Consider the following 11,944-nt stretch of genomic DNA (forward strand, 5'->3'; position numbering starts at 1 on the left):
GGTCGCTTCCTTTGTACTCACCCTCTCGGGCTTTCCTCCGGGCTTCCCTTCGGTGTTTCCGACTCTATCAGATCTTTCCGATCCGATTTCCTCGGTGCTTTCCAGGTTTTCGCTTTCGCGTTTCCCTTTCCGGCGGTTCCGACTCTATCAGATCCTTTTTCGGCCTGACCCCCAGTCAGCGGGGTTTGTCTTCGCGGCCGTTGGGCCGTTCCGACGAGTGAGACTTTAGCGGATTCCCTGCTCCCGTGCGAATCGGGGGCTGCGCCCTTTCGGGCGCGGATTCCTCATTCCATGAATACGCACTCCGATGACACGACAACAGACAGACTGCGACTGCCGTCAGGTAAAGGGTGGTACTCAGGAAAGGTTGTCCGGGGACCGACCGAAGTCGGCTCTCACGTCGGGCAACTCGGAGAACACTACGTATCCCCGCGAGGTGTGTCAACTCACGGGCGAACGGCACCCCGAGGTCCTATCCTGGGGCCATGACTACGCGTACGTGCACCCGTCTGTGGTGGGCCGCCTGACGGCGGCCGTACTCACGTATGCATCCAACGGCCGCCGCCTCGGCGGCCGTTCTCGTATCTCCCTCCAGGACTCCGGGGGCCGGCCGACCGGGGACGGCGGCTCGACCAGGAGGTGGAGTGTGGAGAGGACTCGGGTCTTCAGCGGGGTCAAGCCGACGGGACACCTGACGCTGGGGAACTACCTGGGCGCCATGCGGCGGTGGGCCGAGGTGGACCAGCACCGGTCGGAGGCGCTGTTCTGCGTCGTCGACCTGCATGCGCTGACCGTGGACCACGACCCGGCGCGGGTGCGCAGACTCAGCCGGCAGGCCGCGACGCTGCTGCTGGCGGCGGGGCTCGATCCGGAGCTGTGCACCCTGTTCGTACAGAGCCACGTGGACGAACACGCCCGGCTGTCGTACCTGCTGGAGTGCGTGGCCACGGACGGCGAGATGCGGCGGATGATCCAGTACAAGGAGAAGGCGGCGCGCGAGCAGCGGCGGGGCGGGAGTGTACGGCTGTCGCTGCTGACGTATCCGGTGCTGATGGCGGCGGACATCCTGGCGTACGGAACGGACGAGGTGCCGGTCGGTGACGACCAGACGCAGCACGTGGAGCTGACCCGTGATCTGGCGGTGCGGTTCAACCAGCGGTACGGGCACACGTTCGTGGTGCCGAAGGCGACGCCTCCGAAGGTGGCGGCGCGGGTGATGAACCTTCAGGACCCGGTGTCGAAGATGGGGAAGTCGGACGACTCCGGGCCGGGCATCGTCTATCTGCTCGACGAGCCGGAGGTCGTGGAGAAGAAGGTCATGCGGGCGGTGACCGACAGCGGGCGGGACGTCGTCTACGACCCGCAGGAGCGGCCCGGCCTGGCGAATCTGCTGGAGATCCTGGCCGCTTGTCAGGGCGGGAACCCGGAGGCCCTGGGCGGTGTATATGAGTCGTACGGCGCTTTGAAGAAGGACACCGCGGAGGCCGTGGTCGAGCTTCTCAGGCCGGTACAGGCAAGGCACAGGGAGCTGTGCGCGGATCCCGCGTATGTGGAAGGGGTGTTGCGCAGGGGCGCGGAGAAGGCCAGGGAGATGGCGCGGCCGAGAGTGGACGCGGCGTACCGGGCGATCGGGTTGCTGCCCGCCTGAGGGAAGGGCGGCTGGGCGGGCGGCCTGTACCGGCCGCCCGGTGCCGGTCAGTTGTTGCCGGAGGCCAGCTCGCGGCTGCGGTCGCGGGCGGCTTCCAGCGCGGCGATGAGCGCGGCGCGCACGCCGTGGTTCTCCAGTTCGCGGATGGCGTTGATCGTCGTGCCGGCCGGCGAGGTGACGTTCTCGCGGAGTTTCACGGGGGGCTCCCCGCTGTCGCGGAGCATCACCGCGGCGCCGATCGCGGACTGGACGATCAGGTCGTGGGCCTTGTCCCGGGGCAGGCCGAGGAGGATGCCGGCGTCGGTCATGGCCTCGACCAGATAGAAGAAGTAGGCCGGGCCCGAGCCGGAGAGGGCGGTGCAGGCGTCCTGCTGGGACTCGGGGACGCGGAGCGTCTTGCCCACGGCGCCGAAGATCTCCTCGGCGTGGGCAAGGTGTTCGGCGGAGGCGTGGGTGCCGGCGGAGATGACGGACATGGCCTCGTCGACGAGGGCGGGGGTGTTGGTCATGACGCGGACGACCGGGGTGCCGGAGGCCAGGCGCTCCTCGAAGAAGGAGGTGGGGATGCCCGCGGCGCCGCTGATGACCAGGCGGTCGGCGGGGACGTGCGGGGCGAGTTCGTCGAGGAGGGTGCCCATGTCCTGGGGCTTGACGGTGAGGATCAGGGTGTCGGCGGTTTTCGCCGCTTCCGCGTTGGTGACCGGGGTGACTCCGTGGCGGGCGCGGAGTTCTTCGGCCCGTTCCGGGCGGCGGGCGGTGACCAGCAGGTCGGCAGGGGTCCAGCCGGCTCGGATCATTCCGCTGAGCAGGGCTTCGCCGATCTTTCCGGTGCCGAGAACTGCGACTTTCTGGCTCATGGTGCTCATCCTCGCACCGGTGGTCCGAAGCGCGGGTGGACTGTCCGGCTGGCGGGACACCCTCCGGTCCTGTGGGGCTATGCGGTTCGCCGCCTGAGGGTGGCCGCTCCCAAGCCGAGGACGAGCAGGGCGCAGCCCGCCACGATCAGCGCGTCGCGTACGAACGTCGTCGTCACGTCGGTGTGGCGCAGGACCTCGTTCATGGCGTCGACCGCGTAGGACATCGGGAGGACGTCGGAGACGGCCTCCAGGACGGGGTGCATGTCGGACCGCGGGGTGAACAGACCGCAGAGAAGGAGCTGGGGGAAGATCACCGCCGGCATGAACTGGACCGCCTGGAACTCGGAGGCGGCGAAGGCGGAGACGAAGAGGCCGAGGGCGGTGCCGAGCAGGGCGTCGAGGAGGGCGACCAGCAGGAGCAGCCAGGGCGAGCCGGTGACGTCCAGGCCGAGGAACCAGACGGCCAGTCCCGTGGCCAGCGCGGACTGGACGATCGCGAGGGCGCCGAAGGCGAGCGCGTAGCCGGCGATGAGGTCGCCCTTGCCGAGCGGCATGGCGAGGAGGCGTTCGAGAGTGCCGGAGGTGCGTTCGCGCAGGGTGGCGATCGAGGTCACCAGGAACATGGTGATCAGCGGGAAGATGCCGAGGAGCGAGGCGCCGATGTTGTCGAAGGTGCGCGGGCTGCCGTCGAAGACGTAGCGCAGCAGGAGCAGCATCACGCAGGGGACCAGCAGCATCAGTGCGATGGTGCGCGGGTCGTGGCGGAGCTGGCGCAGTACCCGGGCCGCGGTGGCGGTGGTGCGGGCGGCGCTCAGGGCGCGGGGCGCGCGGGGTGCGGTGCTCGTGCTCATCGTGCTGTCTCCTTGGCGCGGCCTGCTGCGACCGCCTCGTCGACCAGGTGCAGGAAGGCCGCCTCGACGGTCTCGGTGCCGGTTCGGGCCCGGAGTGCTTCGGGGGTGTCGTCGGCGAGGATCCGGCCCTCGCGCATGAGGAGGAGCTGGTGGCAGCGCTCGGCCTCGTCCATGACGTGGGAGGAGACGAGGAGGGTGGCGCCTCGGGTGGCGGCGATGTCGTGGAAGAGGTTCCACAGGTCGCGGCGCAGCACGGGGTCGAGGCCGACGGTCGGTTCGTCGAGGACCAGCAGTTCGGGGGTGCCGAGGAGGGCGACCGCGAGGGAGACGCGGCTGCGCTGGCCGCCGGAGAGGTTGCCGGCGAGGGCGTCGGCGTGACCGGTGAGGTCGACGTCGGCGATGGCCCGGCTGACGTTGTCCCGGCGGCGTTCGGCCGCCGCGCGGCCGGGGTCGAGGATCGCGGCGAAGTATTCGAGATTCTGACGGACAGTCAGGTCGTCGTAGACGGAGGGGGCTTGGGTGACGTAGCCGATGCGGTTGCGGAGGGTGGCGTGGCCGGCGGGCAGGCCGAGGATCTCCAGGGTGCCGTCGACCTTGGCCTGGGTGCCGGCGATGGCGCGCATGAGCGTGGACTTGCCGCAGCCGGAGGGGCCGAGGAGGCCGGTGATGCGGCCGCGCGGGACGGTGAAGCCGAGGCCCCGCAGGACGGTGCGGGGGCCTCGGACCACGGTGAGCGCTTCGGCTCGGACGGCATCCGTTTCGGGGCGGGGTGGCCCCGAAGAAATATTCATCATGCGATGATTAATGCGCGCTGGAGAGGGCGCCGTCAAGTGGGGTGAGGGGATGAGCAGCGTCAGGGTGTGGTGGCGACGAGGAGGAGGACGTCGTAGGTCTCCTCCACGAAACCGTCCGGGAAGACCTCCAGCAGGTGGTCGCGCTCCTCGGCCAGGAAGGTGTCCCTGTGTCCCTCGGGGCAGACCAGAAGGCGTGAGTGGCTGCCGAGGTTGGCGAGGTGGGTGTCGAGCGGGACCCGGCGGCTCCAGCGGACCGCGCGACGGGTGAAGTGGAGTCGCTCGGTGGGCTGTGCCTTGACGGCGCGGGTGGCGGCCGCCCCCTTCTCGGCGTAGGGGTCGATGCCGAAGAGGCGGCGGAGGCGGTCGTTCTGCCGCGCGATCCACTCGATGTCGGCGGCGTCCCTGTTCCACCACAGTGCCAGGGCACCGCCCGGCCGCAGTACCCGCAGGGCCTCCGGGACGGCCCGGTCGGGGTCCGTCCAGTGCCAGGACTGGGCGTAGGTGAGGAGGTCTGCGCAGGAGTCGGCGAGCGGGAGGGCGTTGCCGTCGCCCCGCACGATCGGGATGCCGGGGCGGGTGAGGCGGAAGTGGGCCGCCATGCCGTCGCCCGGCTCGACGGCCAGCACGTCGGCACCACGCTTGTGCAGCAGAGCGGTCGAGATGCCGGTCCCGGCGCCGATGTCCGCCACGCGGGCGCCGGCGAGGGGCCGGCCGGTGAGTTCCTCCAGCGCGTCGAAGAGGGCGGGCGGATAGGAGGGGCGGTTCGCCGCGTACTGGGCCGCTGCGGCGTTGAAGGAGTGGGCTCGGTCCGCGTGAGTGGGCGTCGGAGATGAGGTCATACGGCCATCGTGCGACCGCATGACCTCCCCGTGACAAGGGGTTCCGGCCGCGCGGACCGGTTCGCTGACCGCGCGGCCCCCGCGGTCAGGAGCGGCGGCGCTTCTTGGAAGGGTTGCCCGAGCGGCGGGTGGTCCGGCGTTCGTACTGTTCGCGGGCCTGTTCGTACTCCTTGCGGTGCAGCTTCTCGCCGGGGGCCTCGACGAGCGAGCGGAAGAAGTAGGCGAGGAGGGAGCCGATGAAGCCGACGGCGAGCAGGCCGCGCAGGGAGGACTGGCGGTCGGGGTCGGGGCGCTTGCCGAAGCCGTCCCAGGTGTGGCGGAAGGCGAGCGCGCTGCACACCGCGAACATCACCACGACCAGGAGTTCCACGAAGGCGCCCGAGCCGGCGATCTGGAGTCCCTGGTAGGCGAAGCGGAGCACGAAGCAGGAGACGGCCGCCGCGGCGAGTGAGCCGGCGGCGACGCCGATACGGCGGGCGGTGTAGCCGTTGTCGTGGTCCACCCAGGTGGTGCCGAAGAAGCGCAGGGGCTCGGGGCGGGGCCCTGCGGAGCCCGCGGGGGTGCCCGGGGTGCCGTTGTCGTCGCTCACGGGTCGATTATGGCTCCGGGGTGTCCGCGAGCTCCGTCGGGGATCAGCCGCAGCGGCCGGCCACGTAGCCGTCGCTGCCCGTCTTCACATAGGTGTCCGAGACGTACTGGCCGCTTCCGATGTTGTTCCAGATGTTCGATGTGCCGTAGTAGCCCGACACGGTCGTACCCGGCGTCTGGCAGTAGACCGGCACCTGGGCGCCCGCGCCCAGGGTGCGGACGATGCTGTAGCCGGTGCCGGGGCCGCTGCGGACGTTGAGCTGGACGCCCGGCGCGACCGGGTAGTACTGCACGGCCGCCGCGGTCGCGATGGTTGCCGCCGCCGCGTCGCCGGCCTCCTCGACACGCTCCCCGGCTTGTTCTTCGGCACGGTCGACAGACATGAGAAACCTCCCCCGTAACACCCCATGACTGCCATGGGCCCCGTTTGATTCCCCGGGAACGCGTTGCAAAACACATGTACGCGATTCGCACGTGGAGTCCCGCAAGCCGCCTCGGTCCGGTTCGGGTCATCGACTAGGCTCCGTGCGTCGCACGCGCGAACGAACAGCACGGGGGGTGGTCCATGACGCCACAGCGCAACACCGGTGCGGGCGCGGAAGCGGAACTTCCGGAGTACGCCGGTCACTACCGCCTCGAGTCGTGCCTGGGCTCCGGCGGCATGGGCGTGGTGCATCTGGCCCGCAGCACCTCGGGTCTGCGGCTCGCGGTGAAGGTCGTGCACGCCCAGTACGCCTGGGACCCCGAGTTCAGGGGGCGGTTCCGGCAGGAGGTCGCGGCGGCCCGGAGGGTCAGCGGCGCCTTCACCGCGCCCGTCGTCGACGCCGACCCGGAGGCCGAACGGCCCTGGATGGCCACCCTGTTCATTCCCGGCCCCACGCTCTCGGACCAGGTGAAGCAGAACGGGCCGCTGCCTCCCGCCCAGTTGCGGCGGCTGATGGCGGGGCTCGCCGAGGCGCTGCGCGACATCCACCGGGTGGGGGTCGTCCACCGCGATCTCAAGCCGAGCAACGTGCTGCTCGCCGAGGACGGGCCGAAGGTCATCGACTTCGGCATCTCCCGCCCGAAGGACAGCGAACTGCGCACCGAGACCGGCAAGTTGATCGGTACGCCGCCCTTCATGGCGCCCGAGCAGTTCCGCCGGCCGCGGGAGGTCGGGCCCGCGGCGGACATCTTCGCGCTCGGCTCCGTGCTGGTGCACGCGGCGACCGGGCGGGGGCCGTTCGACTCCGACAGTCCGTACATCGTCGCCTACCAGGTCGTGCACGACGAGCCCGACCTGACCGAGGTGCCGGAGGACCTGGCGCCGCTGGTGCTGCGCTGCCTGGCCAAGGAGCCCGAGGACCGCCCCACCCCGGACGAGCTGATGCGGGAACTGCGCTCGGCGGCCGCCTCGTACGACACGCAGGCGTTCATACCGGAGCCGCGGACCGCTGGGACCGGGGTGTTCTCCGGAACCGGCGGGCCGGACGCGGACGGAAACCACCGCGGTGACGCGTCCCCGGCCGAGCCCCCTGCCGGTGACGCCGAGGGCAAGCCGGGAGACCGTACGGGGCGGCGGTCCGGGCGGCTGACGGGGATTCTCACCGGGCGGCGCCCGCGCTCTCGGCGGCTCGCCGTGGCCGCCGGGGCCCTGGTCCTGGTCGTCGGCGGCGGCGGACTCGCCACGGTCCAGTTGCTCGACCTCGGGATGTCTGCGCACAACTCGGCGCCGGAGAGCACTCTGCCCGCAGCCACTTCGGCCGCGTTCTCCGAGTGGGTGGCCAGGCCCGTGTCCGGCGACGGCACCTCCCCGTGTTCGTACGGGGCCGGAAAGCTGTTCTGCGCGCGGCCCGGACTGGTCTACGCCCTCGATCCGGCGGACGGCAGCCTGCTGTGGCGGCACTCCGTACCCAAGATGGTCACCGGTGTGCCGCCGGTCGTCGCGGGTGGTCTGGTGCAGCCGATGACGGACCACGGCCTGCGTCTGGAGGCGCTGGACCCCGACTCGGGCAGGCCGCGCTGGCAGTCGGACGTGCCGGCCTACAGCGGAGTGCGCAGCGTCGGCGGAATGGTGCTGCTCACGGGCACGGACGGGCTGGTGCGCGCGGTCGACGCCGCGTCGGGCGAGACCAAGTGGAGCCGGCCGGTGCCCGGTCTTCCTCTGCCGCACTTCTTCGCGTTCGCCGGGGATCCGCTGGCGTACGCGGTGAGCTCGTCGGCCGACGGGACGTCCACCCGGGTCGTCGCGGTGGACCCGGCGACGGGCGATGTGCGCTGGGAGGCCCGGCTGCCCGGAATGCTGACGCCCGTCGGCAGCCGGGACGGCTCCCTCGTCCTGCTCTCCGCCGAGCCGGCCTTCGGGCGGGTGGACGCCGTGGTCCGCTACACGCCGCGGACCAAGGCGTCGGTCCGGGTCGCGCTGCCCGTTCCCCGCGACACGGTGCAGGCGAGCGTGCGCGGCGACGTGGTGCACCTGCTGGGCGGCGGCGGCTCGCTGGACGCGGTCGACCTGGCGGCGCGGAAGGTGCGGTGGCGGCTGGAGACGGCCGTGAGCCGGGGTTCCATGCCGATCGCCGACGCCCGCCACGTGTACTTCCTCGCCGGGGACGGGCGACTGCTGGCGGTCGGGGCCCGCACCGGGCGGATCGTCGGCCAGACCCGGCCGCGGCTCGGCGCGCACACGGACCGGGTAGCGGCGGAGCTGCCCGCGCCCGTGATCGTCCAGGGCCGTGTCTACGCCGGCGCCCCCGACGGCACCGTCTTCGCCGTCGACGGCCACGACCCGTCGTCCTGGTGACCTGACGAAGGGGGGCCGCCTCGCAGGAGGCGGCCCCCCTTCGGGTCCGCGTGTTCAGGCCGCGTCAGCCGTCAGCCCAGCTTCGACACGTCCCGCACGGCGCCCTTGTCGGCGCTGGTGGCCATCGCGGCGTAGGCCCGCAGCGCCGCCGACACCTTCCGGTCGCGGTCCTTCGGGACGTACGCGCCGTTCAGGGCCTGCTCACGGCGGGACAGCTCCGCGTCGTCGACGAGCAGGTCGATGGAGCGGTTCGGGATGTCGATACGGATGCGGTCGCCGTCCTCGACGAGCGCGATCGTGCCACCGGAGGCCGCCTCGGGCGAGGCGTGGCCGATGGACAGACCAGAGGTGCCGCCGGAGAAGCGGCCGTCCGTGATCAGCGCGCAGCTCTTGCCTAGGCCGCGGCCCTTCAGGTACGAGGTCGGGTAGAGCATCTCCTGCATGCCGGGGCCGCCCTTGGGGCCCTCGTAGCGGATGACGACGACGTCGCCCTCCTTGACCTGCTGGGTGAGGATCTTCTGGACGGCCTCCTCCTGCGACTCGCAGACGACCGCCGGGCCCTCGAAGGTCCAGATCGACTCGTCGACGCCCGCGGTCTTCACCACGCAGCCGTCCACGGCCAGGTTGCCCCTCAGCACCGCCAGGCCGCCGTCCTTGGAGTAGGCGTGCTCGGCGGAGCGGATGCAGCCGTCGGCGGCGCCGGTGTCCAGGGCCTCCCAGCGCTCGGACTGGGAGAAGGCCTCCGCCGAGCGCACACAGCCCGGGGCCGCGTGCCACAGCTCGACCGCCTCCGGGGACGGGGAGCCGCCGCGCACGTCCCAGGTCTTGAGCCAGTCCGCCAGGGAGGGGCTGTGCACCGCGTGCACGTCCTCGTTCAGCAGGCCCGCGCGGTGCAGCTCGCCGAGCAGGGCGGGGATTCCGCCGGCGCGGTGCACGTCCTCCATGTAGTACGTGCGGTTCTTGGTGACGTTCGGCGCCACCTTCGCCAGGCAGGGCACCCTGCGGGAGACGGCGTCGATCTGCTCCAGGCCGAACTCGACACCGGCCTCCTGGGCCGCCGCCAGCAGGTGCAGGATCGTGTTGGTGGAGCCGCCCATCGCGATGTCCAGGGCCATCGCGTTCTCGAAGGCCGCGAAGGTGGCAATGTTGCGGGGCAGGACCGTCTCGTCGTCCTGCTCGTAGTGGCGGCGGGCGAGGTCCATCACCGTGCGGGCCGCGTTCTCGTACAGGGCGCGGCGGGCGGTGTGGGTGGCGAGGACCGAGCCGTTGCCCGGCAGGGACAGACCGATCGCCTCGGTCAGGCAGTTCATCGAGTTGGCGGTGAACATGCCGGAACAGGAGCCGCAGGTCGGACAGGCGTTCTCCTCGATGCGGAGGATGTCCTCGTCGGAGATCTTGTCGTTGGCGGCGTCGGCGATCGCGTCGATCAGGTCGAGCGTGCGGACGGTGCCGTCGACGAGCGTGGCACGGCCGGCCTCCATGGGCCCGCCGGAGACGAAGACCGTGGGGATGTTCAGGCGCAGGGCCGCCATCAGCATGCCCGGGGTGATCTTGTCGCAGTTGGAGATGCAGATCAGGGCGTCGGCGCAGTGCGCCTCGACCATGTACTCGACGCTGTCCGCGATCAGGTCGCGCGAGGGCAGCGAGTACAGCATGCCGCCGTGGCCCATGGCGATGCCGTCGTCGACCGCGATGGTGTTGAACTCGCGCGGGATGCCGCCCGCCTCCCGGACCGCCTCGCTGACGATCCGGCCGACCGGCTGGAGGTGGGTGTGACCGGGCACGAACTCCGTGAAGCTGTTGGCGACCGCGATGATCGGCTTCCGGCCGATGTCCGCACCGGGTACACCGGAGGCGCGCATAAGGGCGCGGGCGCCCGCCATGTTGCGGCCGTGGGTGACTGTGCGGGACCTCAGCTCGGGCATCGTCGCTAGCTCCTTCGGGAAGTTCTGCCCGGCGGCAGGGAGTCGCCGGCAGAGTTCTGGCTCAGTCGAGCCTACGCCGGTCATCCAGGGGTCGGGACGCGCTGTCCGGAATACGGGACGCGTGTCTCGGGGCAGCGGGAGTGTGCGTCCCGGATCGCCGGGGGGCGCACACATCGGGCGGCGGGCTACGCGTCCCGGATCGGCAGGGGCGCGCGAAAGCCGTCCGGGCGTCACGTCCCCGTGAGGTGCCGCTGCACCACGGGTGCCACCCGCGCGATGATCTGCTCCACGTCCGCCGTCGCCAGCGGCTCCACCTTGATCACGTACCGCAGGATCGCGCAGCCCACCAGCTGCGCGGCCGCCAGCTCGGCGCGCAGCTCCGCGTCGGGCAGGTCGAACCGGCCAGCGATGCGCCGCAGCAGCTGCGAGACGATCAGGCGGCGGAAGACGGCGGCCGCGGTGTCGTTGCTCAGCGCGGAGCGGACGATCGCCAGCAGGGGCGTACGGGTGGCCGGTCTCTCCCAGATGCCGAAGAAGAAGCGGGCGAACCGCTCTCCGACGCCGTCGAGCGGACCGTCGACGAGCGCCTCCGGGGCGTTCAGCGCGGGCGCGAGGACGACCTCGATCGCCGCCTCGAACACCTGCTCCTTGGTGCCGAAGTAGTGGTGGACCAGGGCGGAGTCCACTCCGGCGGCCTTGGCGATGCCGCGTACCGAGGTCTTCTCGTAGCCGCGCTCGGAGAACTCCTCGCGGGCCACGGTCAGGATGCGGTCGCGGGTGTCGGCGGCCTCCTCACGGCGGGGGCGGCCACGGCGGCGGGTGGTGGCGCCGGTCATCGCCCGGGCACCTTCACCGCGGAGGCCAGGTGCAGCCGGGTGAAGGCCAGGGCCTCGGCGAGGTCGGCCTCGCGCTCGGCGCTGGACATGGCCCGACGGGTGTTGACCTCGATCACGACATGGCCGTCGAAACCACAGGTGGCGAGACGTTCCAGCAGTTCGGCGCAGGGCTGGGAGCCACGGCCGGGCACCAGGTGCTCGTCCTTCGCCGAGCCCCTGCCGTCGGCGAGGTGCACATGGCCGAGCCGGCCGCCCATGCGGTCGGCCATCTGGAGCGCGTCGGTGCGGGCCGTCGCGGCATGGCTGAGATCGATCGTGAAGTGGCGGTAGTCGTCCTTCGTGACGTCCCAGCCAGGGGCGTAGGCGAGCATCTCGCGGTCGCGGTAGCGCCAGGGGTACATGTTCTCCACCGCGAAGCGCACATCCGTCTCGCTCGCCATCCGCCAGACCCCGGCGACGAAGTCACGGGCGTACTGGCGCTGCCAGCGGAAGGGAGGGTGGACCACGACCGTGCTCGCGCCGAGCTTCTCCGCGGCCGCCCGGGCGCGCTGGAGCTTGGTCCAGGGGTCGGTGGACCACACCCGCTGGGTGATCAGCAGGCAGGGGGCGTGCACGGCGAGGATCGGTATCCGGTGGTAGTCGCTGAGTCTGCGCAGCGCCTCGATGTCCTGGCTGACCGGGTCGGTCCACACCATGACCTCGACGCCGTCGTATCCGAGGCGTGCGGCGATCTCGAAGGCCGTCGCCGTCGACTCCGGGTAGACGGAGGCCGTCGAAAGCGCGACCTTCGCATCCGGAATGCGTACGGGTTCGGGTTCCACCACGAG

Annotated in this window: 11 protein-coding genes; 2 read left to right on the forward strand and 9 right to left on the reverse strand. The window is 71.2% G+C overall.

All coding sequences use genetic code 11. The features are described 5' to 3' along the window. Nucleotides 1–646: 646 nt before the first annotated feature. On the forward strand, nt 647–1,648 hold the full coding sequence (trpS, locus tag ACIQMV_RS28620; protein ID WP_141359552.1) for a tryptophan--tRNA ligase: 1,002 nt from the start codon (nt 647–649) through the stop codon (nt 1,646–1,648). Between the two features lie 47 nt (nt 1,649–1,695). On the opposite strand, the gene proC is transcribed toward trpS, so the two are convergent. The 6 genes from proC to ACIQMV_RS28650 form a co-directional block, all read right to left on the reverse strand. Further along, on the reverse strand, nt 1,696–2,505 hold the full coding sequence (gene proC, locus ACIQMV_RS28625) for a pyrroline-5-carboxylate reductase (RefSeq protein ID WP_141359553.1): 810 nt from the start codon (nt 2,503–2,505) through the stop codon (nt 1,696–1,698). A gap of 77 nt (nt 2,506–2,582) precedes the next feature. Beyond that, nucleotides 2,583–3,356 carry an ABC transporter permease gene (locus ACIQMV_RS28630; RefSeq protein WP_141359554.1) on the reverse strand — a complete coding sequence of 258 codons (774 nt, stop codon included), beginning with the start codon at nt 3,354–3,356 and terminating at the stop codon, nt 2,583–2,585. Beyond that, nucleotides 3,353–4,150: an ABC transporter ATP-binding protein gene (locus ACIQMV_RS28635; protein ID WP_402596247.1), complete on the reverse strand. Its 798-nt coding sequence runs from the start codon at nt 4,148–4,150 to the stop codon at nt 3,353–3,355. Before ACIQMV_RS28635 ends, ACIQMV_RS28630 begins: the two co-directional genes overlap by 4 nt. Before the next feature lie 59 nt (nt 4,151–4,209). Further along, nucleotides 4,210–4,989: a class I SAM-dependent methyltransferase gene (locus ACIQMV_RS28640; protein WP_402596248.1), complete on the reverse strand. Its 780-nt coding sequence runs from the start codon at nt 4,987–4,989 to the stop codon at nt 4,210–4,212. 85 nt (nt 4,990–5,074) lie between these two features. Then, nucleotides 5,075–5,578 carry an EamA/RhaT family transporter gene (locus tag ACIQMV_RS28645; RefSeq protein ID WP_401776455.1) on the reverse strand — a complete coding sequence of 168 codons (504 nt, stop codon included), beginning with the start codon at nt 5,576–5,578 and terminating at the stop codon, nt 5,075–5,077. Nucleotides 5,579–5,621: 43 nt separating this feature from the next. Next, nucleotides 5,622–5,960: an SH3 domain-containing protein gene (locus ACIQMV_RS28650; protein ID WP_141359558.1), complete on the reverse strand. Its 339-nt coding sequence runs from the start codon at nt 5,958–5,960 to the stop codon at nt 5,622–5,624. A gap of 182 nt (nt 5,961–6,142) precedes the next feature. On the opposite strand from ACIQMV_RS28650, the gene ACIQMV_RS28655 reads away from it, so the two are divergent. After that, nucleotides 6,143–8,356 (forward strand): serine/threonine-protein kinase, encoded by a 2,214-nt coding sequence (locus ACIQMV_RS28655; protein ID WP_402596249.1) that lies wholly within the window; start codon nt 6,143–6,145, stop codon nt 8,354–8,356. A 71-nt stretch (nt 8,357–8,427) separates the two neighbouring features. On the opposite strand, the gene ilvD is transcribed toward ACIQMV_RS28655, so the two are convergent. From ilvD to ACIQMV_RS28670, 3 genes are all read right to left on the reverse strand, one after another. Further along, nucleotides 8,428–10,281 (reverse strand): dihydroxy-acid dehydratase, encoded by a 1,854-nt coding sequence (gene ilvD, locus ACIQMV_RS28660; RefSeq protein ID WP_402596250.1) that lies wholly within the window; start codon nt 10,279–10,281, stop codon nt 8,428–8,430. A gap of 230 nt (nt 10,282–10,511) precedes the next feature. Then, nucleotides 10,512–11,117, reverse strand: coding sequence for a TetR/AcrR family transcriptional regulator (locus tag ACIQMV_RS28665; RefSeq protein WP_225076874.1), 606 nt, complete (start codon nt 11,115–11,117; stop codon nt 10,512–10,514). Beyond that, nucleotides 11,114–11,941 carry a sugar phosphate isomerase/epimerase family protein gene (locus tag ACIQMV_RS28670; RefSeq protein WP_402596251.1) on the reverse strand — a complete coding sequence of 276 codons (828 nt, stop codon included), beginning with the start codon at nt 11,939–11,941 and terminating at the stop codon, nt 11,114–11,116. Before ACIQMV_RS28670 ends, ACIQMV_RS28665 begins: the two co-directional genes overlap by 4 nt. Nucleotides 11,942–11,944: the final 3 nt, after the last annotated feature.

This window comes from Streptomyces sp. NPDC091412, assembly GCF_044756885.1.
Taxonomy (GTDB): Bacteria; Actinomycetota; Actinomycetes; order Streptomycetales; family Streptomycetaceae; genus Streptomyces.

Bases quoted from the DNA above. Each gene is read 5' to 3' on its own strand.
- proC (WP_141359553.1), bottom strand. From the start codon at position 2,505: ATGAGCCAGAAAGTCGCAGTTCTCGGCACCGGAAAGATCGGCGAAGCC.
- ACIQMV_RS28630 (WP_141359554.1), bottom strand. From the start codon at position 3,356: ATGAGCACGAGCACCGCACCCCGCGCGCCCCGCGCCCTGAGCGCCGCC.
- ACIQMV_RS28635 (WP_402596247.1), bottom strand. From the start codon at position 4,150: ATGATGAATATTTCTTCGGGGCCACCCCGCCCCGAAACGGATGCCGTC.
- ACIQMV_RS28640 (WP_402596248.1), bottom strand. From the start codon at position 4,989: ATGACCTCATCTCCGACGCCCACTCACGCGGACCGAGCCCACTCCTTC.
- ACIQMV_RS28650 (WP_141359558.1), bottom strand. From the start codon at position 5,960: ATGTCTGTCGACCGTGCCGAAGAACAAGCCGGGGAGCGTGTCGAGGAG.
- ACIQMV_RS28655 (WP_402596249.1), top strand. From the start codon at position 6,143: ATGACGCCACAGCGCAACACCGGTGCGGGCGCGGAAGCGGAACTTCCG.
- ilvD (WP_402596250.1), bottom strand. From the start codon at position 10,281: ATGCCCGAGCTGAGGTCCCGCACAGTCACCCACGGCCGCAACATGGCG.
- ACIQMV_RS28665 (WP_225076874.1), bottom strand. From the start codon at position 11,117: ATGACCGGCGCCACCACCCGCCGCCGTGGCCGCCCCCGCCGTGAGGAG.